21 protein-coding genes are annotated in these 21,414 nt (G+C 42.9%); all 21 read left to right on the top strand.

What is annotated here, in order from left to right; all coding sequences use genetic code 11:
* The first annotated feature begins 18 nt into the window (after positions 1–18).
* The 21 genes from rplS to fliH all read left to right on the top strand — a co-directional run bounded on the left by rplS (position 19) and on the right by fliH (position 21,412).
* Positions 19–363, top strand: a complete 345-nt coding sequence (gene rplS, locus ACGLYD_RS12580; RefSeq protein ID WP_067211295.1) for a 50S ribosomal protein L19 — start codon at positions 19–21, stop codon at positions 361–363.
* A 95-nt stretch (positions 364–458) separates the two neighbouring features.
* Complete coding sequence (gene lepB / locus ACGLYD_RS12575) at positions 459–1,019, top strand: signal peptidase I (RefSeq protein ID WP_067211292.1); 561 nt, start codon at positions 459–461, stop codon at positions 1,017–1,019.
* A gap of 17 nt (positions 1,020–1,036) precedes the next feature.
* The gene (gene ylqF, locus ACGLYD_RS12570; protein ID WP_338655849.1) at positions 1,037–1,900 is read left to right on the top strand and encodes a ribosome biogenesis GTPase YlqF; all 864 of its coding nucleotides are present in this window, start codon (positions 1,037–1,039) and stop codon (positions 1,898–1,900) included.
* 124 nt (positions 1,901–2,024) lie between these two features.
* Positions 2,025–2,816 carry a ribonuclease HII gene (locus tag ACGLYD_RS12565; RefSeq protein WP_338655850.1) on the top strand — a complete coding sequence of 264 codons (792 nt, stop codon included), beginning with the start codon at positions 2,025–2,027 and terminating at the stop codon, positions 2,814–2,816.
* Positions 2,813–4,813, top strand: a complete 2,001-nt coding sequence (locus ACGLYD_RS12560) for a hypothetical protein (RefSeq protein ID WP_399628217.1) — start codon at positions 2,813–2,815, stop codon at positions 4,811–4,813. Before ACGLYD_RS12565 ends, ACGLYD_RS12560 begins: the two co-directional genes overlap by 4 nt.
* Positions 4,810–5,106 carry an EscU/YscU/HrcU family type III secretion system export apparatus switch protein gene (locus ACGLYD_RS12555; protein WP_067211281.1) on the top strand — a complete coding sequence of 99 codons (297 nt, stop codon included), beginning with the start codon at positions 4,810–4,812 and terminating at the stop codon, positions 5,104–5,106. Before ACGLYD_RS12560 ends, ACGLYD_RS12555 begins: the two co-directional genes overlap by 4 nt.
* 117 nt (positions 5,107–5,223) lie before the next feature.
* Positions 5,224–6,384: an ADP-forming succinate--CoA ligase subunit beta gene (gene sucC, locus ACGLYD_RS12550; RefSeq protein WP_067211279.1), complete on the top strand. Its 1,161-nt coding sequence runs from the start codon at positions 5,224–5,226 to the stop codon at positions 6,382–6,384.
* An 18-nt stretch (positions 6,385–6,402) separates the two neighbouring features.
* Positions 6,403–7,305 (top strand): succinate--CoA ligase subunit alpha, encoded by a 903-nt coding sequence (sucD, locus tag ACGLYD_RS12545; protein WP_067211276.1) that lies wholly within the window; start codon positions 6,403–6,405, stop codon positions 7,303–7,305.
* Positions 7,306–7,370: 65 nt separating this feature from the next.
* A complete protein-coding gene (gene dprA, locus ACGLYD_RS12540) occupies positions 7,371–8,258 on the top strand; it encodes a DNA-processing protein DprA (RefSeq protein ID WP_187045413.1) in 888 nt (295 codons plus the stop codon).
* 393 nt (positions 8,259–8,651) lie between these two features.
* Positions 8,652–10,727: a type I DNA topoisomerase gene (topA, locus tag ACGLYD_RS12535; protein WP_067211271.1), complete on the top strand. Its 2,076-nt coding sequence runs from the start codon at positions 8,652–8,654 to the stop codon at positions 10,725–10,727.
* A 218-nt stretch (positions 10,728–10,945) separates the two neighbouring features.
* Positions 10,946–12,256, top strand: a complete 1,311-nt coding sequence (gene trmFO / locus ACGLYD_RS12530; RefSeq protein WP_067211268.1) for an FADH(2)-oxidizing methylenetetrahydrofolate--tRNA-(uracil(54)-C(5))-methyltransferase TrmFO — start codon at positions 10,946–10,948, stop codon at positions 12,254–12,256.
* A 472-nt stretch (positions 12,257–12,728) separates the two neighbouring features.
* Positions 12,729–13,628 carry a tyrosine recombinase XerC gene (gene xerC / locus ACGLYD_RS12525; protein ID WP_187045411.1) on the top strand — a complete coding sequence of 300 codons (900 nt, stop codon included), beginning with the start codon at positions 12,729–12,731 and terminating at the stop codon, positions 13,626–13,628.
* A 9-nt stretch (positions 13,629–13,637) separates the two neighbouring features.
* On the top strand, positions 13,638–14,183 hold the full coding sequence (gene hslV, locus ACGLYD_RS12520) for an ATP-dependent protease subunit HslV (protein ID WP_156476072.1): 546 nt from the start codon (positions 13,638–13,640) through the stop codon (positions 14,181–14,183).
* The gene (gene hslU / locus ACGLYD_RS12515) at positions 14,183–15,580 is read left to right on the top strand and encodes an ATP-dependent protease ATPase subunit HslU (RefSeq protein WP_399633219.1); all 1,398 of its coding nucleotides are present in this window, start codon (positions 14,183–14,185) and stop codon (positions 15,578–15,580) included. The genes hslV and hslU overlap by 1 nt, the downstream gene beginning before the upstream one ends.
* 87 nt (positions 15,581–15,667) lie before the next feature.
* The gene (gene codY / locus ACGLYD_RS12510) at positions 15,668–16,444 is read left to right on the top strand and encodes a GTP-sensing pleiotropic transcriptional regulator CodY (protein ID WP_067211258.1); all 777 of its coding nucleotides are present in this window, start codon (positions 15,668–15,670) and stop codon (positions 16,442–16,444) included.
* Positions 16,445–16,773: 329 nt separating this feature from the next.
* Complete coding sequence (flgB, locus tag ACGLYD_RS12505) at positions 16,774–17,166, top strand: flagellar basal body rod protein FlgB (protein ID WP_067211257.1); 393 nt, start codon at positions 16,774–16,776, stop codon at positions 17,164–17,166.
* Between the two features lie 2 nt (positions 17,167–17,168).
* Positions 17,169–17,630 (top strand): flagellar basal body rod protein FlgC, encoded by a 462-nt coding sequence (gene flgC, locus ACGLYD_RS12500; protein WP_067211254.1) that lies wholly within the window; start codon positions 17,169–17,171, stop codon positions 17,628–17,630.
* A gap of 75 nt (positions 17,631–17,705) precedes the next feature.
* On the top strand, positions 17,706–17,969 hold the full coding sequence (gene fliE, locus ACGLYD_RS12495; RefSeq protein WP_231885696.1) for a flagellar hook-basal body complex protein FliE: 264 nt from the start codon (positions 17,706–17,708) through the stop codon (positions 17,967–17,969).
* Positions 17,970–18,028: 59 nt separating this feature from the next.
* On the top strand, positions 18,029–19,621 hold the full coding sequence (gene fliF, locus ACGLYD_RS12490; RefSeq protein WP_067211250.1) for a flagellar basal-body MS-ring/collar protein FliF: 1,593 nt from the start codon (positions 18,029–18,031) through the stop codon (positions 19,619–19,621).
* 14 nt (positions 19,622–19,635) lie between these two features.
* Positions 19,636–20,649 (top strand): flagellar motor switch protein FliG, encoded by a 1,014-nt coding sequence (fliG, locus tag ACGLYD_RS12485; RefSeq protein WP_067211247.1) that lies wholly within the window; start codon positions 19,636–19,638, stop codon positions 20,647–20,649.
* Positions 20,642–21,412, top strand: coding sequence for a flagellar assembly protein FliH (gene fliH / locus ACGLYD_RS12480; protein WP_342538744.1), 771 nt, complete (start codon positions 20,642–20,644; stop codon positions 21,410–21,412). The genes fliG and fliH overlap by 8 nt, the downstream gene beginning before the upstream one ends.
* The last annotated feature ends 2 nt before the right edge of the window (positions 21,413–21,414 follow it).

Below are 21,414 nucleotides of genomic sequence, written 5' to 3'. Positions count from 1 at the left end.
GATAGGGAGAGATTAACTATGCAACAAATTATTGCAGCAATCACAAAAGATCAGCTTCGTTCTGATCACCCAGCTTTCCGTGCAGGAGATACAGTTCGTTTGCACGTAAAAATCGTAGAGGGAACGCGCGAGCGTATTCAGCTATTTGAAGGAATTGTTATATCACGTCGTGGAGGCGGAATCAGTGAATCATTCACGGTTCGTAAAATCTCCAACGGTGTAGGTGTTGAGCGTACATTCCCTGTACACACACCAAAAATCACACTACTTGAAGTAATTCGTCGTGGTAAAGTACGTCGTGCGAAATTGTACTACCTTCGCAGTCTGCGCGGAAAAGCTGCACGTATCAAAGAACTTCGATAAAAAATGCAGGAGGCCCACAAACGGCCTCCTTTCTTTTTGCCTCAAAAATAAATAGACTGTACAATAAGAACAGTAGTAAGCAGGAGGCCTTGCCAATGAATGATGAAAAGAAGAAGAAAAACGAAACATGGGAATGGGTCAAGGCGCTTTTAATCGCATTCGGCCTTGCAGCAATCATCCGAGTTTTCCTCTTTACACCGATCGTTGTCGATGGTGTTTCGATGATGCCAACACTTGAGAATGGCGATCGAATGATTGTTAATAAAATTGGTTATACAATTGGAGAACCAAAACGGTTTGATGTCGTTGTGTTTCATGCACCTGAAGAGAAAGATTACATAAAAAGGGTAATTGGACTTCCTGGCGACGAAGTAGAATACCGGGATGACGTTTTATACGTCAATGGAAAACCGTTCGAAGAGCCTTATCTCGATCAATACAAATCGGAAGTGGCAGACAGTCCGCTGACTGAAGATTTCACACTTGAAGAGAAAATCCAAAGCACGACAGTCCCGGCAGATCATGTGTTTGTCATGGGGGATAACAGAAGAAAGAGTAAAGACTCCAGGCATATTGGAGCTGTTGCCATCGATGAAATCATTGGTAGTACAAAAGTCGTTTTCTGGCCGATTAAAGATTTTGGAATTATTAACTGACGGGAGGAACTAACAACATGACAATTCAATGGTTTCCCGGACATATGGCGAAAGCTCGCCGAGAAGTAACCGAAAAACTGAAGCTTGTTGACATCGTTTTTGAATTAATCGATGCTAGGCTTCCACTATCTTCTAGAAATCCGATGATTGACGAAGTCATTCATCAAAAACCAAGACTTCTTATACTGAACAAGATGGACCTTGCGGATGAAACGGAAACAGCACGCTGGATCCGTTATTTTGAAGCGCAAGGAATGCGTGCAGTTGCCATCAATTCATTTGAAGGAAGAGGGCTTCAGACTGTTATAAAAGCTGCGAAAGAGATTTTGGAGCCGAAGTTGGAAAGAATGCGTTCAAGAGGCATTCGTCCGGGCGCCATGCGTGCGATGATAGTGGGGATTCCGAACGTTGGAAAATCGACACTTATTAACAGACTTGCCAAGAAAAATATCGCGAAAACAGGTAATACGCCTGGCGTTACAAAAGCTCAACAGTGGATTAAATATGAAAAAGAGCTTGAACTTTTAGACACGCCAGGTATTCTTTGGCCTAAATTCGAGGATAAAGAAGTTGGCTTTAAGCTTGCACTGACAGGCGCTATTAAGGATAAAATTGTAAATATGGAAGACTTGGCAGTGTATGGCCTTCGTTTCCTCGAGGCGAATTATCCAGCTCGGCTGACAGACAGATATGGATTAACAACCGTCGGCGACGAAATCCTTCCGATTTTTGAAAAGATTGGTTCACTTCGTAAAGTGTATGCTGTCGGTGGAGAAGTTGATTATGACAAAGTGGCAGAGTTGGTTGTCCGTGATATTCGTAATGAATACCTTGGTAAACTGACATTTGACTTCACATCACAACAATCACAAAATGACTAGGCCGATGCCGGCACGGAATTAATTCCGCGGCAATCGGCCTTTTCTTTTATGGGAGTCGAAAAGTGACAAAGATAGCCGATATACTAATAAAGAGATGGATCGATAAGTCGACTGTTACTGGAGAGTGATCAGATTGAAAACGATAAAGGAAATTACGGAACGGCTGACACATGTTAAAGAACCGGAGTCTTGGATGGAAGTGCTGGCGCAGGATTCAAGAACAGGCGTGCAAAATGCACTTAGTCGCTGGAAGCGCCAGTATGAAAAGCGGAAAGCCATAGAACATAATCATATGCTGAAAGAAGCGTTTGATAGGTCTTATGCGCCGTTTGAAGGTGCGTTGATCGCTGGGGTAGATGAGGCGGGGAGAGGACCGTTAGCGGGTCCTGTGGTCACCGCAGCGGTTATTCTGCCACGCGAAACGCCGGAACTTATTGGACTGGATGATTCAAAGGCTATATCAAAGGCAGAACGAGAACGGCTTGCAGAACAGATAAAAAGCGTCGCTATCGCTTATTCAGCGCATATCCAATCAGCCCATATGATTGATGATATGAATATTTACGCCGCAACAAGGGATTCGATGGAACAGGCGGTAGAGGGACTTACTGTCAATCCTGATTTCGTAATCGTGGATGCCATGAAACTCGCTGTAAACTGTCCTACAGAATCAGTCATTAAAGGTGATGCGTTGAGTTTAGCTGTGGCGGCTGCATCGATTATTGCAAAAACAACGAGAGATGCCATTATGGATAATTTACATAACGACTTTCCTATGTATAATTTCAAGAAAAACGCGGGATATGGGACTGGGGAACATGTTCTAGCGCTTCAAACACATGGACCGTGTGAACATCACCGTACAACTTTTGAACCTGTTAAATCAATGTTGGACGGAGGGAGGAAGAACCGATGAATTTTCCTGCTGCGGCAGTATCGGCAAGTCAGGCGGCGGGCGCAGTCCCAAATAGGCCGCTTGTCTTGAATGAAGGTCAAATGGTCCATGGGCAGATTAAGCAGCTTTTTCCCGGCCAAATGGCTGAAGTCCAAATTGGTGGACAAAAGGTATTCGCTAAATTGGAAATTCCGATGAGAGCGGGTGACTCCTACTACTTTCAAGTAAATGCAGTTAAGCCAGAATTGCAACTGAAGATCATTTCAGGACCCCTTCAAGCTACAGAAGGGCAGGCGCGGCAACTCGGCGGATTAATGGATGCAATGCAATTGCCAAAGACGCCAGAAATGCAAGCATTGTTGGCGTTCGTCATGAAGAATAAAATTCCGATGACGCGGGATAGTTTGCTGGAGGCGGAAACGTTATTAAAAGGCGTACCGCCAGCCGCGCGCAATGAAGCACTCGCGTCACTTCAGAAGATGATTGAGCTGAAATTGCCGCTTACTGAGAATATCTTTCGGTCACTTTTAGGAGTCGAAACAAAAGAAGGGTTGCATAGTGTTTTGACTTCGTTGCGAAATGCGTTGGCCCTGGATAACACGGTTACGTCGCAGGTCAAAGATGCGATTTTATCTGCGCTAGAGAAGATGGCCAAGCCGTTTGCCCAGGTGACAGGAGGAGCGCTACTAGGTCAATCTATCCTCACGTTATTGGATCGTTCCGCGCCTGGAGAAGACCGTTTTGCTACCCTGCAAATGTTGAAAAGTGCAGGTGTTTTACCGGAACGGACATCTCTTGCAAACTTGCCGCAAGTGCTCGCTTCATTGATTTCAGGAGAAGGCGTTGCACGACCAAGTAATGCCTTAACTGCATCGCAATCAGTCCTGGCAGGACCGCAGGACGTTCCCGTCACAACTATGAATAGACAGGCTGCCATTCAGCCTCAAGCGCCTTTAGCGTCAATACCGATTGTGCAGCAGGTGCTGACAATGCTCAAGCAGATTGGAGAAGCTCCGCCAGCTCAACAGAAAGTCCCGATGGAAAACTTGAAAACGTTAATTTCATCCGATCCGGGGACAAATGCACAGCAGAAAACGGTGCTCACGGCAATGATTGATCGTGCCGTAAATGCACAGCCAATTGCACAATCGCCAACGAAGTTTGTTCAGGAATTCAGTCAGGCATATATGCGGATAACGGCAGAAAATGCAGCCGTAACCCCTTTCCAAACTAGTACCTTAGCGGAGGGGCATAAAGAACAATTACTCACTCTACTCGGTCAGCAAGGGACTGAGAAGTTAGCGGTACTACTGCAAACGGCGGAACGATCTGATAACCCAGCTATCCAGAAAACGGTGCAGGCAGCAGAAGTCGCTGTTGCTTCGATGATTGATGGAAAAGCGTTGAAAGATGCGCTACAAACGGTCATACGTTCATTCGGGCTCAATTATGAGGCGGGGTTACTCGGAAAAGAACCTGATTTTGGACGTCTTGCGGAAATGTTGAAACCGCAGCTACTGGCTCTGATGCATGATCCATCTGTCTCGGCGGCTCTCCGTGATGCTGCAGAAACAGTCGTCACGAGGATGAATGGGCAGTTACTCCAGTCGGGGGAAAACGGTGTGCAACATCAACTGATTATGCAAGTTCCACTTGAGTTTTTTGGCAAGCGTATCGATGCGACATTGCAGTGGAATGGACAAATGCAAAAAGATGGAAAAATAGATGCTGACTATGCACGAATTCTTTTTTATCTCGAACTCGACTCTATTAACAAGACGATTATCGATATGCAAGTCCAGAATAGGGTCGTAATGGTGACCATCTTTAATGCAGATGAGACGCTTAAGTCGATTGGAGGAGGGCCTCTTCAGGAGAGATTGAAAGTGGGACTCGAGTCGACGGGCTATAAATTGTCAGGGGTATTCTTTAAGAATTTTATCGAGGAAGAAAAAAACGTGCAGAAACAGAAGAAAACAATGAAAATTGATGGGCAAGGAGTTGACTTCCGCATATGACAGAAGAACGTCATACTCGAAAAGAGGCGGTCGCCCTTTCGTATGAACCGTTTTCGGCAGGCGCTCCAAAAGTAGTCGCGAAAGGGAAAGGGAAAATCGCCGAAAATATATTGGAAAAAGCAAAGGCGAATAATATTCCCATTCAGGAAGATCCAAGCCTCGTTGAAATTTTAGGGCAACTAAACGTTAACGAATCAATTCCAGAAGAATTGTACAAAGCAGTATCCGAAGTATTTGCCTACATTTATCAGATTGACCGCGAACATGGAGCAAAACGAAAAATGAAAGTTTGAAATAGATTCGACAAATTTCTACATTTGGAATTCAATTGTGGACATTGTTTGACATGTTTACTACAATGGATAAGGCAGTAAATTAAATAGCTTAGAAGTACGAATGGAGGATGTAAGATGAATATCCATGAATATCAAGGCAAACAGCTACTAAGAGAATATGGTGTAGCAGTTTCTAACGGTCTTGTTGCTTTCTCTCCTGAGGAAGCAGTAAAAGCTGCAAAGGAACTAGGTACAGACATTATCGTAGTTAAAGCACAAATCCACGCGGGTGGACGTGGGAAAGCGGGCGGCGTTAAGATTGCAAAAAATCTTGATGAAGTTCGTGCTTATGCTAAAGAATTGATTGGTAAGACACTTGTGACTCACCAAACAGGCCCAGAAGGTAAAGAGATCAAACGTCTTCTTATCGAAGAAGGTTCTGATATCAAAAAAGAATACTATCTTGGACTTGTCCTTGACAGTGCAACAGACCGTGTAACACTTATGGGTTCTGAAGAAGGCGGAATGGACATCGAGGAAGTTGCGGAAGCAACACCTGAAAAGATTTTCAAAGAAGTCATCGACCCAGTTGCTGGTTTGACTGGATTCCAAGCACGCCGCATGGCATATAACATGAACATCCCTACGCACCTTGTAAACAAAGCAGCGAAATTCATGCTTGGACTTTACCAAGTGTTCGTAGAAAAAGACGCATCTATTGTTGAAATTAACCCACTAGTTGTAACAGCTGGTGACGATGTACTTGCTCTTGACGCGAAATTCAACTTTGACGACAGTGCACTATACCGTCATAAAGATATCCAAGCACTTCGCGACTATGATGAAGAAGATCCAAAAGAAATCGAAGCTTCAAAATTTGACCTAAGCTATATTTCTCTTGACGGAAACGTTGGTTGTATGGTTAACGGTGCAGGTCTTGCAATGGCTACAATGGATACGATTAACTACTTCGGTGGTTCACCTGCTAACTTCCTTGACGTTGGTGGTAGTGCAACGGCTGAAAAAGTTACAGAAGCGTTCAAAATCATCCTTTCTGACCCGAATGTCAAAGGGATTTTCGTCAACATTTTCGGTGGTATTATGAAGTGTGACGTTATTGCTGAAGGTGTTATTGCTGCATCTAAAGAAGTAGGTCTACAAGTACCACTTGTTGTTCGTTTGGAAGGTACAAACGTCGACTTAGGTAAAGCACTATTGAATGAATCAGGTTTGAACATCATCGCTGCTGACACGATGGCAGACGGTGCTAAAAAGATTGTAGAACTAGTAGGTTAAGAAAGGCAGGGACAAACGATGAGTATTTTTATTAACAAAGATACAAAAGTTATCGTACAAGGAATTACAGGTGCTACAGCACTTTTCCATACAGAACAAATGCTAGAGTACGGAACGAAAATTGTTGGCGGAGTTACACCTGGTAAAGGTGGAACTGAAGCGGCGGGTGTTCCTGTTTTCAACACAGTTGAAGAAGCTGTAAAAGCAACAGGCGCAAACGTATCAGTTATTTATGTTCCAGCTCCATTTGCTGCAGATGCAATCCTTGAAGCAGTAGAAGCAGAACTTGACATGACAATCTGTATTACAGAACATATCCCAGTACTTGATATGGTCAAAGTTAAGCGCTACATGGAAGGCAAGAAAACACGTCTTGTCGGTCCAAACTGTCCGGGTGTTATCACGGCAGACGAATGTAAAATCGGCATCATGCCTGGCTACATTAATACAAAAGGTCATGTAGGCGTTGTTTCACGTTCAGGTACACTGACGTATGAAGCGGTTCTTCAATTGACGAACGCTGGAATCGGACAGTCAACTTCTGTTGGTATCGGCGGAGACCCAGTTAATGGAACAAACTTCATCGATGTACTAAAAGAATTCAACGAAGATCCTGAGACATATGCAGTAGTTATGATCGGTGAAATCGGCGGAACTGGTGAAGAAGAAGCAGCTGCGTGGATTCAAGCGAACATGACGAAGCCTGTTGTTGGCTTTATCGGTGGTCAAACAGCTCCTGAAGGAAAACGTATGGGCCATGCTGGTGCCATCATTTCCGGCGGTAAAGGAACAGCTGCTGAGAAAATCAAAGCACTTAACGCTGCAGGCGTTGAAGTTGCGGACACGCCATCTGTTATCGGCGAAACATTAATTAAAGTAATTAAAGAAAAAGGTCTATACGAAAAGTGTAAAACACATTAATATGAAAGATGCAGCGTGCTAGTTTATGCGCTGCATCTTTTTTTTACTTAAAAAGGAGGGATTCGATGGTACTGTCAGATGCCGAAAGGCGATTACTAGCGCTCCACTATGTATTTCCGGTGCCTTTGAACAGATTAAACAGACTTTACGAGATAGACCCCAATCTTGAAAAGTTATATGTTTACAAGGCGGTTGAACTTGCTCATATCCTAAACATCTCTGTGTCAAAAGCGAGTCAATTGAAAGACAGTCTAGACCGTAACGCAGACACCCCCTACGAAGCGTTATATGAGCGGAATGCAATCACCCCAATCCCGTTCACCAATCCCTTATATCCTGACCAGTTACACGTACTTATTGATCCTCCGGCAGTTCTCTATGCAAAAGGGGACCACACATTACTCGCGAAACAATTTAAAGTGGCTATTATTGGAGCCCGGAAAGCAACTGTTTATTCACGAGAAGTGATGTCGCTTATTGTACCTCCACTTGTAGAAAATGGAGCTATTATCGTATCGGGATTAGCAACGGGAGCCGACACGATGGCGCATATAGCAGCACTTAAATACGGTGGTAAAACAATTGCAGTACTTGGGCATGGATTTTTCCATCTTTACCCTAAAGAAAATCGTGCACTCGCCGAAAGAATAGCACTAAATCATCTTCTAATTACAGAATACCCACCATATGTAAACCCGGAACGTTGGACTTTTCCGATGCGCAATCGTATCATAAGCGGGTTGTCAGATGCGGTCGTTGTCACCGAATCGGCAGATAAAAGTGGAACGATGAGTACGGTCGAACATGCACTTGATCACGGGAAAGATATCTATGCAGTTCCCGGGCCAGTCACATCATTGTTATCAGCTGGTCCAAATAGGTTGATAGATGAAGGTGCAAGACCGGTATGGAACGGGTTCCAAATCGTCGAATCACTCGTTTTCAATGGATGAATAAAACTCTTTTTCATTGAAAAGGTTGCTTTAATCTTAAAACTGGTATACATTTTGCAACAGATATTCTTTTGGGTTAAAGTTCAAAAGGAAGGACAAAAAAAGCCGAGGAGTAATAAGAAGCGTAGCCTTCGAGCACCGCAGCGTATGTTGTTTATATGTGAGGAGCGGAAGAGCAAGCTGACAAGAACGCAGCCTAAGATCGCCACGTCCTGTGGCAACAGCCGCGTGACCCGCTTCGAGCGGCCCTTCGACAGTTATTAATGAACTTCTGTTAAAGACTCCGCGTCCTGCGGCAACACAGAAGTCAGCATGTCCTGTGCAAGTCCGGACTTTTTGAACTACCTCTTTTGATGAATAAATACAAAACCTCTTTAAGGAGGCATACACTTAATGGCAGACTACCTAGTAATTGTGGAATCGCCCGCAAAGGCAAAAACGATTGAACGCTATCTCGGAAAAAAATATAAAGTGCGTGCATCACTCGGGCATTTACGTGATCTTCCACGAAGTCAGATGGGCGTAGATACCGAAAATGATTTCGAACCGAAATACATTACGATTCGCGGCAAAGGCCCGATTCTTCAAGACTTGAAAAAAGAAGCTAAAAAAGCTAAAAAAATCTTTCTCGCAGCTGACCCCGACAGAGAAGGGGAAGCGATTGCATGGCATTTGGCAAACCAGCTTGGCGTAGATATCGAATCAGATTGTCGAGTTGTTTTCAATGAAATAACAAAAGAAGCAATTAAAGAATCATTTAAGAATCCACGTCCAATCGATATGGATCGTGTCGATGCTCAACAAGCTCGCCGCATTTTAGATCGACTTGTAGGCTACAACATCAGCCCTATACTTTGGAAAAAAGTGAAAAAAGGGTTATCCGCTGGCCGGGTTCAATCCGTCGCACTTCGCATGATTATCGACAGAGAAAATGAAATCAATGCATTCGTTCCTGAAGAATACTGGAGCATCTCCGGTCAATTCGAAAAAGACGATACAACATTCGAAGCGGATTTCTTCGGCGATTCGAAGAAAAAAGTAAAACTTACAGACAAACAACAGGTCGATGAAATCTTAAGCCGGTTAAGCGGAGATACATTCGATATTGCGAATGTGGTTAAAAAAGAGCGCAAACGAAATCCAGCATTGCCGTTCACGACTTCATCTTTGCAACAGGAAGCGGCACGAAAGCTAAACTTCCGAGCGAAAAAAACAATGATGCTTGCCCAACAGCTTTATGAAGGGATCAACCTTGGTAAAGAAGGTCAAGTTGGTCTAATTACGTACATGAGAACTGATTCGACTCGAATTGCCGATAGCGCAAAAGAGGAAGCAAGATCATTCATCGAAACAATGTATGGGCAAGAATTTGTAGCGACATCAAAGCCAGCAGCTAAAAGCAGTACCGCAAAAACGCAGGACGCACACGAGGCAGTACGCCCGACATCTGTTATGCGACCACCAGCAGCTATGAAAACAGTATTGTCACGGGATCAACTACGGCTTTATAAACTCATATGGGAACGACTCGTCGCCAGTCAAATGGCGCCAGCGGTACTCGATACGGTTGCGGTCGATCTTGTGAATGGTGATGTTCGCTTCAGGGCGAATGGTTCGCAAGTTAAATTCCAAGGGTTCATGAAAGTGTATGTTGAAGGTGATGATGATAAAGAAGAGGAGAAAGACCGTATCCTCCCGCCGCTTGAAGAAGGCGAACAAGTGAAGTTTAGTGAAATCGATCCCAAACAGCACTTTACCCAGCCACCACCGAGGTTTTCGGAAGCGAGATTGGTCAAGACGCTTGAGGAGCAGGGAATAGGTCGTCCATCAACATACGCACCGACGCTCGACACAATCCAAAAACGAGGCTATGTCGTCCTCGATGCGAAAAGATTCCTTCCGACAGAACTTGGCGGTATTGTTCACCAGGCCGTAGATCAATACTTCCCTAATATTATCGACCTTGAGTTTACAGCTCAAATGGAAAAAGAACTTGATAATGTGGAGCATGGTCTGATTAAATGGAAGAAGGTTATTGATAACTTCTATGGCGATTTTGAGAAGCATGTGCAAATCGCAGATGCAGAGATGGAAAAAATAGAAATCAAAGATGAACCAGCTGGCGAAGACTGTGAGAAATGCGGTTCTCCTATGGTCTATAAATTGGGTCGATACGGCAAGTTTATGGCTTGTTCCGATTTTCCGGATTGCCGCAATACGAAAGCTATTATCAAACCAATCGGTGTGACTTGTCCAACATGTAAAGAAGGACAAGTCGTCGAACGGAAAAGTAAGACAAAACGTATATTTTATGGCTGTGACAGATATCCGGAATGTGAATACGTTTCATGGGATAAGCCAATTACAAGACCATGTCCGAAATGCGAAAGCACGCTAGTTGAAAAGAAATTGAAAAAAGGTGTACAGATTCAATGTACAGAATGTGACTATAAAGAAGATACGCAGTAAAAAAGAAAAGCGGAGGGCGCCGCCTAGATGCGGCAGGCATAAGGCGGTTTGGCGAAGTGGCGTACTTTGCCGCGCAGCCGAAACGACTTATGACCCGAGCATCTGGCGCCCGGAGTCTGGACAATGAGAAAAGTGGAAGCGCCTGGTCAGGGGCTTATGACCCTAGCCCTTAGGCGCTGAAGCCAAGACAACAAGAACATTAGAGAGAAGGTGACGGGATGACACCCATCGTAAATGTGATAGGTGCAGGCCTCGCTGGGAGTGAGGCTGCATGGCAAATTGCTAGCCGTGGAGTGAACGTACGTTTATATGAAATGCGACCGGTAAAACAGACGCCTGCGCACCATACAGACAAATTTGCTGAGCTCGTGTGCAGTAACTCGTTGCGCGCGAACAATTTGACGAATGCAGTTGGAATTATCAAAGAAGAAATGAGGATGCTCGACTCTCTCATTATTCGAGCAGCTGACGCTTGTGCGGTTCCTGCTGGAGGGGCATTGGCAGTCGACCGCCACGAGTTCGCTGGCCATGTTACCGACACGATTCGAAACCATCCACTTATCGAAATTATAAATGAAGAAGTGACGGAACTACCGGAAGGTATTACGATTATTGCAACGGGTCCGCTGACATCACCGGCACTTGCTGAACAAATTCGTAAACTGACAGGCGAGGAATATTTATATTTCTATGATGCTGCAGCACCAATTATAGAAAAAGACTCCATCGATATGGACAAAGTCTATTTAAAATCTCGTTATGATAAAGGCGAAGCAGCCTATTTAAACTGCCCAATGAATGAGGAAGAATTTGAACGATTCTATAATGCGCTTGTGGCGGCAGAAATTGTACCCCTTAAAGAGTTCGAAAAAGAAATCTACTTCGAAGGATGTATGCCGGTGGAAGTGGTTGCCCAGCGCGGAGCACAGACTTTGTTATTCGGCGCACTTAAACCAGTTGGACTTGAACATCCGGTAACAGGAAAACTTGCAAAAGCAGTCATTCAGCTTCGTCAAGATGATGCTGCTGGTACTCTATTCAACATCGTAGGGTTTCAAACGCATATGAAATGGGGCGCGCAAAAGGAAGTAATCAGGCTTATCCCGGGTCTTGAAAACGTTGAAATCGTCCGCTATGGTGTCATGCATCGTAACACATTTATTAACTCGCCACGTGTGCTCGATGCGACTTATCAGTTAAAGGCAAACTCCAATGTATTTTTCGCAGGACAGATGACTGGTGTAGAAGGGTATGTTGAATCGGCAGGTTCGGGCTTAATAGCCGGCATTAACGCCGCCAATCTGGCACTTGGTAAAGAATTAATCCTTTTCCCGCACGAAACAGCACTCGGGAGCATGGCGCGATATGTCACTGAAGCCAATCCGCAGAACTTCCAGCCCATGAATATCAATTTTGGTCTTTTCCCGGAACTTGGTAAACGCGTTAGGACCAAATTGGAACGTGCTGAGAAGCATGCAGAACGTGCACTTAAAGCGATTAGTGAGTTTCAGTTAGTATCACTATCTTGAATAATTTGATATTAAAAGGAGAAGGCTAGGGATGTATTCCAAGCCTTCTCCTTTTAATTGTCTAAATTACGTTGGCCATGAATACCTATATAAACTAAGCGAAGGTGCCTTACAAGGAATTATTCATTTCAATTTATATTGGAAATTATAAAATCTAGTACGATGGATAAGTTGCGAATAAGAGAATTGACGTCTAGATTACAGTGCTTTTGCTCTGTATATGAACAAATTGTGTCAGGAACATGAACAAATTGAAAGAGGTCAGACTTCTTGGCTATTGATAGTTGCCGTAGGATCAACATGTATTGTATAGTGAATCGTGGATGACTTTTGAATTTCTGGATTAGTCGCTTTCTTTCGGCTATTAGTCAACTCGCTTTACTATGACGTTTCGTAAATAATGTGTTATTATTCAAATGACTCGAAATACTTTAATAACTTAAAGGCTTTTTATTCAGGGAGGATGAAGTGTATGACAGTACAACCTTCTATCATCCGTGATGAATACATTTCGTACGTACGCTTAGAAAAGAACTATTCATATCACACAGTATCAGAGTATGAAAAAGATGTTGATGCATTTCTGTCGTTCCTGGAAGTCGAAGGAATTACAGATTTGAACGATGTGACTTACCCTGAAGCAAGACTTTATGCTACTGAACTGTATGACTTGGGTTTATCGAGAGCATCGATTTCTAGAAAAATATCTTCTATCCGTTCCTTTTTTAAATTTTCAAATGACAGGTATGACATTAGTGATAGCGCATTTCGTTCTCTCCATCACCCGAAGAAGGAAGAAAGACTTCCGGCTTTTTTTTATGAAGAGGAAATGGAGTCCTTATTTTCATCCTGTAAGGGGGAAGATAGAAAGTCTTTGCGTGATTATGCACTCCTTGAATTACTCTACGCAACCGGCATGCGGGTCAGCGAGCTGACTGCTGTCAAAACGCATGATATCGATGATCACCTTGGCATTGTTTTGGTAATGGGAAAAGGACGTAAGGAACGATATGTACCATTCGGTAGTTTTGCGCAATCTGCACTGGATGCTTATCGTGAGAAAAGTAGACTGAATTTGATGAAACAGAAAGAGCACGACATGCTGTTCGTCAATTTGCGGGGAGACCCACTGACTGATCGAGGTGTGCGCCATATCTTAAGCATGATGATGGAACGCGCATCACTTCACTCTAAAATCTATCCACATATGATTCGCCACTCTTTTGCCACCCACCTTTTGGCGGGGGGCGCCGACATGAGAACCGTTCAGGAGCTACTTGGACACAGTCACTTATCTTCAACGCAAGTGTATACACATATAACAAAAGAGCATTTAAGGAAAACATATATGAATACGCATCCGCGAGCATAGGAGGATGATCTGATGGAATTCCATGCAACGACAATCTTTGCCATTCGCCATGAAGGGTCTTGTGCCATGTCAGGCGATGGGCAAGTGACGGTAGGAAATGCAGTCGTCATGAAACATACGGCAAAAAAAGTCCGCCGAATTTTTGGTGGTAAAGTACTGGCAGGTTTTGCGGGATCGGTAGCGGACGCTTTTACGCTATTCGAATTGTTCGAAGCCAAACTGACAGAGTACAATGGCAACCTTCAAAGGGCTTCTGTTGAACTTGCGAAAGAATGGCGTGGTGACCGGATTCTACGGAAACTTGAGGCGATGCTCCTTGTAATGGATAACGAGCGTTTGTTACTCGTGTCTGGAACAGGAGAAGTAATTGAACCGGATGATGGTGTTTTGGCAATCGGTTCAGGTGGCCATTACGCACTTGCGGCTGGCCGGGCTTTGAAAAAGTACAGTGGGCATTCGCTCACTGCAGCAGAAATTGCCCAAGCGGCACTAGAGACGGCTGCAGAAATATGCGTTTTCACAAATGATCATATTATTGTGGAGGTACTCGAATGATAAAGAGACAAGAGCTGACACCCAAGGAATTGACTGCACATCTCGATAGATATATTATCGGTCAAGACAAAGCCAAGCGTGCAGTGGCTGTAGCCATTCGTAACAGGTACAGAAGAAGTCTGCTTTCTGATGACGAGAAAAGTGAAATCATACCGAAAAACATACTTATGATTGGCCCGACAGGTGTCGGGAAAACTGAAATCGCGAGAAGAATCGCTAAGCTAGTAAATGCTCCATTCCTTAAAGTAGAAGCGACGAAGTTTACAGAAGTAGGTTATGTAGGCCGTGATGTCGAGTCGATGATAAGAGATTTAACAGAAGCGGGCGTTCGAATTGTTCGGGAAGAGCAGCGTGAAGCTGTGAAAGGGCATGCGGTTATTCTTGCAGAAGAACGACTAATCGAATTACTTGTTCCTGAAAAAAAGAAAATGGGCGGTATGCAAAACCCATTTGAAATGTTGTTTGGCCAAAAAGCAGAGCAGGAAGAACCTGATTATGCAGAAGTAGCCGAAGTGAAGCGTAAACGCTCTGAGATTGCGACAAGCCTCAAAGCGAGGGAACTTGAAGAACAAATGGTCACTGTAGAAGTTACTGCACAGCAGCCATCTATGTTTGACGCTTTACAAGGGTCGGGTATGGAACAGATGGGTGCGAATATGCAAGACGCATTTTCTTCTCTTATGCCGAAAAAGACAGTCAAGCGCAAAATGAAAGTAAAGGATGCCCGCATCGCACTTGAAGCGGAAGAGGCTGACAAGCTGATTGATCATGATGAAATCTCAAGACGAGCAATCGAGCTTACAGAGCAGTCAGGTATCATCTTCATTGATGAAATGGACAAAATTGCTAGTCGGGGCGGAAGTGGTTCGTCAGCAGATGTATCACGGGAAGGCGTTCAGCGGGATATATTACCAATCGTTGAAGGCTCGACTGTTTCGACTAAGTACGGTACAGTAAAGACCGATTTCATTTTGTTTATTGCGGCAGGGGCGTTCCATATGTCAAAACCCTCCGATATTATTCCGGAACTGCAAGGACGCTTTCCAATTCGGGTCGAACTTGAAAAGCTGACGAAGAATGACTTTGAACGTATTTTAAAAGAGCCTGATTTTTCTCTTATCCGTCAATATGAAAAATTGCTCAATACGGAAAATGTTGTTTTGGATTTTACTGACGAAGCAATTAGCCGACTTGCTGAAATTGCATTTGAAGTGAATGATGATACGGAGAATATCGGTGCAAGGCGTCTACATACTATCTTGGAGAAATTACTCGAAGAACTATCGTATGAAGCGGCTGATATCGGACCGACAACGATTAAAATAACACCCGCGTATGTCGATGAAAAGCTGAAAGATATCGCGAAAAATAAAGATTTATCACATTTTATACTTTAATTGAAACGTTTTAGTTTATTTAATGATTAAAAACCTTTAGAATATTCACTAAACGCTAAGCAACTATTATGAGGAGGAAAAAAACAAATGAATTTATTATCAAAAACACGTGAAATTAACGCAATGCTACAAGAATCGGCAGGAAAACCTGTAAACTTTAAGGAAATGGCTGAGAAGCTTAGTTCTGTTATCGACTGTAATGCATTTATCGTAAGCAGAAAAGGGAAATTACTTGGTTTAGAAATACACCACCAAATCGAAAACGAACGCATGAAGCAAATGTTCGTTGATCGTAAATTCCCTGAGGAATATACAAATCGTTTGTTTGAAGTAAGAGAAACATCTTCAAATCTGGATGTATACAGTTCACACACAGTCTTTCCAGTTGAAAATCGTGAACTCTTCAAAGATGGCTTAACAACAATTGTTCCAATCGTTGGTGGCGGTGAACGTCTTGGTACACTAATCTTGGCTAGACTTAAAGAAGATTTCCAGGATGATGATTTGATCCTTGCGGAATACGGTGCGACTGTTGTCGGGATGGAAATTTTACGTGAGAAATCAGAGAAAATTGAAATCGAAGCACGTAGTAAAGCAGTTGTTCAAATGGCTATCAATTCCCTTTCTTATAGTGAACACGAAGCGATTGAGCACATTTTCCATGAGCTTGATGGTAATGAAGGTCTACTAGTCGCATCTAAAATTGCAGACCGTGTAGGTATTACACGTTCTGTAATCGTAAATGCACTTCGTAAACTAGAAAGTGCTGGCGTTATCGAATCTCGTTCCCTAGGAATGAAAGGGACATATATCAAGGTCCTTAATAATAAATTCCTTGAAGAACTTGAAAAACAAAAATCATAAGTATGTATTAGGTATAAAGGCACTTCTTCCGGATTTGGGGAGAAGTGCTTTTTTGTTCTTAATATAAATCAAAATAAAAAGAATAAACTGACACTTGGAGGGTATGTATAAGAGTAATGGATAAATGAAGGCTTTGGAACTAAGTATTCTATTTATATAATTAATCTACTATAAAAAAGGTTGTTTTGAACTAATAGATATTACCCTTCTAATATAGACAAGAATCAACAAAATCCGCTACAATAGAAGTATGTGTTAAGAGTAATAGATTAGTACTGGGGAATGAATACTATTTGATTCACCAATAGAGGGAACAAGAGGTGGTAACAATGAATTTGTTTGGATCGACGATAACGCAATTGGAGCGCGGATTGGATTATTCTGCAACAAAAGGGAAAGCAATTTCGCAAAATATAGCAAATGTCGACACGCCGAATTATAAAGCGAAAAATGTCAGCTTTAAAGATGTTTTTGCAAACGTTCAAGCGAATTCGTTGGAAGCTTATAAAACAGACGAGCGGCATATCAATTTCAAGCCTAATACGGCGCATTCAGGTGTTTTTAATTACTCAAATCTTCGTTATCGACAAGATGGAAATGGCGTAGATATGGATAAGGAACAGGCTGATCTTGCGGCTAACCAAATTTACTATAACGCAGTTGTCGACCGTATTAACGGAAAGTTCAATACGTTACAAAATGTAATTAAAGGAGGTCGTTGACGTTGACGATATTCCATAGCTTGAATACGTCTGCATCTGCATTGACAGCGCAACGCATGCGGATGGATGTCATTTCGTCCAATATGGCGAACATTGATACAACGCGGGGGAAAATGGTAGACGGTGAATGGCAACCCTATCGCCGTAAATCAGTTACATTTCAACCGCGTGAAGGGCAATTCTCATCGATGCTAAATGCCTCGATGGGTAAATCAATAAAAGGGTCGGCAGGATATGGCGTTACGGTTTCTAGGATTAAAGAAGATACCGAAACGCCATTTAAACTTGTCTTTGATCCGTCTCATCCCGATGCGAATGACGAAGGATATGTTTCGATGCCAAATGTTGATCCGCTGCGGGAAATGATTGACCTGATGTCCGCTACACGTTCTTATGAAGCAAACGTAACAGTGATTAATGCTAATAAATCAATGCTTATGAAAGCTCTTGAAATCGGCAAATAATGATACTGGAAGGATGTTACCTTAATGGCTATACAGTCTATTTTTAATCCTGTGCAATCAGCAGGAGTACTTAAAATGGAAAATCAAATGAAACCAACTCCAACACCATATGAAGCGCAACAAAGTTTCGGAACCTTTTTAAAAGATGCGATTCAAGAAGTTAATAATAAACAATCAGATTCAGATATGATGACGGAAAAATTAGTGCGTGGTGGCGATGTCGAACTTCATGATGTCATGATTACAGCACAAAAGGCGTCGATTGCGTTAAATGCAACGATGGAAGTTCGAAATAAAGTAATTGAAGCGTATCAAGAAGTCATCCGGATGCCTGTTTGAGTGTACGCGACATATAAGTTGTCCATTATTGAATTACGCAAGTTGACCGGGGGATTACAATGAATGAAAGATTGACGAAAATCAAGACGGATCTACAAACGTTTTGGTCGAGTCGTACAAAAATACAAAAAGGTACTTATATCGGATCCACTATCGCCGTTATTTTAATCGCTGCTTTCTTGACGTTCTTTCTATCAAGGACGGAATATGTGCCACTCTATTCGGAGGTGTCTCGGGCGGAAATCGGACGCATTAAAGAACAGCTTGATGCTCAAGGGGTTAAAAATAAAGTTGCACCAGGTGGGACATCGATACTAGTGCCGCGGGACAGCGTAGACTCTTTATTGGTGTCCCTTGCGGCAGAAGGTTTTCCAAACTCAGGAATGATTGATTACTCGTTCTTTGCAGAAAATGCAGGATTTGGAACGACGGACAATGAGTTCAATATGATTAAACTTGCTTCGATGCAAACTGAACTTGCGAACCTGATTAAAGGTATCGAAGGTGTAAAAGATGCAAAAGTAATGGTCACATTGCCAACAGAGAGTGTTTTTTTGAATGAGAGTACGCAACAGGCAAGTGCATCAATCATGTTGAAAACTGATGCGGGACACCAATTCACTGAACCACAGATTACTGCACTTTATAATCTAATATCGAAAAGTATACCGAATCTGTCGACTGATGATATTGTCATCATGAATCAGTACTCCGAGTATTTTGATTTGAAAGCTACAGATAATGCGTACGGACCTAGCATTACGGATCAAATGACGCTTAAAAAAACAATCGAACGTGATTTGCAACGCCAAGTACAGATGATGCTTGGAACAATGATGGGACAAGATAAAATTGTGGTCTCAGTCACAACTGATATTGACTTCCAACTTGAAAACAGGGAAGAGAATCTTGTACAGCCCGTCGACGAGGAGAGTATGGAAGGCATTGCACTTAGCGTACAGCGTCTTACTGAATCGTTTACAGGAAATGGGCCAGTTGCGGGTGGAACTCCTGCAGGAGAGGACCCTACAGATAATGGAACAGGCTACGTGGAAGGGTCCTTTTCAAACGGCGATTATGAAAAAATCGAAGAAACGGTTAACAATGAAGTGAACCGCATTCGTAAAGAAATTGTTGAAAGCCCTTATAAGATTCGTGATATCGGAATCCAAGTAATGGTTGAACCACCAACAGCAGATGATCCAACATCAATGCCACCGGGAATGCAAGATGATGTCCAGCGCATATTGGAAACAATCATTCGTACATCTATCGACAAAGAGGCTGCTGGTGCGCTGACGATGGCGGAATTGAATGACAAGATTGCTGTTTCCGTACAGCCTTTTAATGGGAAAACAGTTGACTTGTCTACACCGAAGTCCGCAATCCCATGGTGGATTTACGTGATTGGTGGGGTCCTACTTCTTATTATCGGTATTCTAGTGTTTATGTCCATTAGGAATCGCCGAAAAGCGGAAGAAATGGAAGAAGAATTGATTATGGAAGAACAGCTTGCAACATTTGACGTAGATGACATTAATAATGAACTTGAAACAGAAGGAACTGTCCGTAGGAAACAACTCGAGAAGATGGCAAAAGAGAAACCAGAAGAGTTTGCCAAACTATTGCGTACATGGATAGCCGAGGAATGACGGAGGGATGAACTGTGGTTAAGAAAGAAAAAGGGATGACAGGAAAACAAAAAGCAGCACTTCTGCTCATATCCCTCGGTCCGGAAGTGTCAGCAGCAATTTATAAGCACTTGAATGAAGACGAAATTGAGCGCCTAACGCTTGAAATTTCAGGTGTCAAAAAAGTTGAGGCAACCGTGAAAGAAGAAATTATCGAAGAGTTTCATCACATAGCACTTGCTCAGGATTATATCTCGCAAGGCGGTATAGGCTACGCGAAAACTGTACTTGAAAAAGCACTTGGTAAAGATCATGCGCAAGCAATTATCAACCGCTTAACATCTTCATTACAAGTGCGACCTTTCGATTTTGCTAGACGTGCTGATCCATCACAAATTTTGAATTTTATTCAAAACGAGCATCCGCAAACAATTGCGCTTATCTTGTCTTACTTAGAGGCAGAACAGGCTGGACTGATTTTATCGGCATTGCCACAGGAGATGCAGGCGGATATCGCGAGAAGAATTGCGACGATGGATTCAACTTCACCAGAGGTCATCAGTGAAATCGAAGCGGTACTTGAGAGAAAACTATCTTCAACCGTAACGCAAGATTACACGGAAACTGGCGGCGTCGATGCAGTTGTCGAAGTGCTTAATGGAGTCGACAGGACAACAGAGAAAACGATTCTTGATGCACTTGAAATTCAAGATCCCGAACTTGCAGAAGAAATTCGGAAACGCATGTTTGTCTTCGAGGATATTGTTACATTGGATAACCGTTCGATTCAACGTATTATCCGCGACTGTGAAAATGAAGATTTAATCCTCTCTCTGAAGGTTTCTAGCGAAGAAGTGAAAGAAGTCTTGTTCAGGAATATGTCCCAACGGATGGCGGAATCATTCCAAGAAGAGATCGAAGTCATGGGACCTGTTCGATTGAAAGATGTCGAAGATGCTCAATCTCGTATTGTGAGCACGATTCGCAGACTGGAAGAAACAGGTGAAATCATAATCGCTCGTGGTGGAGGAGATGACATCATTGTCTAACGTATTTCGTTCATTCAATACGATATTGGAGGATGGAGAAACGAAAGAAATCTCCATTCGGAGCCTTTACGTTTCGCAAGAAGTCGACGCGGAAGTGAGTTTGTCCTTAGAATCCATACTTGTTGAACGGGACCGCTTGTTGAAAGAAGCCAACACGATAAATGAGCAGGAAAAAGAGGCAATTGAACAACTGAGACAAACTGCCACTGAAGATATCTTATCGATGCAAGCAGCCTGGCAGAACGAAAAAACTGTACTTCAACAACAAGCATATGATGAAGGGTTTCAAGTCGGTTACGAAGAGGGGCGTAATAAGTCATTATCGGATATGGCAGCTTCTATTAGTACTGCAAATGAAACGACGGTGTTATCCTATGAAAATGCGCGTCAATATCTTGTGAGCCAAGAACGCATCATTCTCGATCTTGCAATGCTTTCTACAGAGCGGATTATTGGACAAGCACTTCAAGATGATAAGGAAGTTTATTTATCGGTTGTAAAAAGAGCCTTAAAAGAAACGCGTGAAATGAAAGAGATTAAGTTGTATGTTTCTCTAGATTACTTCGAACTTGTATCCGATAATCGTTCTGAATTGGCATCGATTTTCCCGCCGAATGTGCCATTCCTTATTTTTGCAAATGATGATTTTGAATCAAACGAGTGCTATATCGAAACAAATCATGGGCGGATTGTTGTCAGCATTGACGAACAGTTGAATGAACTAAGGGAGAAACTCATCGGTATCATGGAAAGTGGTGATTGACG

It is taken from the genome of Sporosarcina sp. SG10008, assembly GCF_044569405.1.
GTDB classification, from domain to species: domain Bacteria; phylum Bacillota; class Bacilli; order Bacillales_A; family Planococcaceae; genus Sporosarcina; species Sporosarcina psychrophila.
This window is presented reverse-complemented; position numbering and strand designations above follow the sequence as displayed.

Coding starts and splice junctions, on each gene's coding strand:
- rplS (WP_067211295.1), top strand. CDS start 19: ATGCAACAAATTATTGCAGCAATCACAAAAGATCAGCTTCGTTCTGAT.
- lepB (WP_067211292.1), top strand. CDS start 459: ATGAATGATGAAAAGAAGAAGAAAAACGAAACATGGGAATGGGTCAAG.
- ylqF (WP_338655849.1), top strand. CDS start 1,037: ATGACAATTCAATGGTTTCCCGGACATATGGCGAAAGCTCGCCGAGAA.
- ACGLYD_RS12560 (WP_399628217.1), top strand. CDS start 2,813: ATGAATTTTCCTGCTGCGGCAGTATCGGCAAGTCAGGCGGCGGGCGCA.
- ACGLYD_RS12555 (WP_067211281.1), top strand. CDS start 4,810: ATGACAGAAGAACGTCATACTCGAAAAGAGGCGGTCGCCCTTTCGTAT.
- sucC (WP_067211279.1), top strand. CDS start 5,224: ATGAATATCCATGAATATCAAGGCAAACAGCTACTAAGAGAATATGGT.
- sucD (WP_067211276.1), top strand. CDS start 6,403: ATGAGTATTTTTATTAACAAAGATACAAAAGTTATCGTACAAGGAATT.
- dprA (WP_187045413.1), top strand. CDS start 7,371: ATGGTACTGTCAGATGCCGAAAGGCGATTACTAGCGCTCCACTATGTA.
- topA (WP_067211271.1), top strand. CDS start 8,652: ATGGCAGACTACCTAGTAATTGTGGAATCGCCCGCAAAGGCAAAAACG.
- trmFO (WP_067211268.1), top strand. CDS start 10,946: ATGACACCCATCGTAAATGTGATAGGTGCAGGCCTCGCTGGGAGTGAG.
- xerC (WP_187045411.1), top strand. CDS start 12,729: ATGACAGTACAACCTTCTATCATCCGTGATGAATACATTTCGTACGTA.
- codY (WP_067211258.1), top strand. CDS start 15,668: ATGAATTTATTATCAAAAACACGTGAAATTAACGCAATGCTACAAGAA.
- flgB (WP_067211257.1), top strand. CDS start 16,774: ATGAATTTGTTTGGATCGACGATAACGCAATTGGAGCGCGGATTGGAT.
- fliE (WP_231885696.1), top strand. CDS start 17,706: ATGGAAAATCAAATGAAACCAACTCCAACACCATATGAAGCGCAACAA.
- fliF (WP_067211250.1), top strand. CDS start 18,029: ATGAATGAAAGATTGACGAAAATCAAGACGGATCTACAAACGTTTTGG.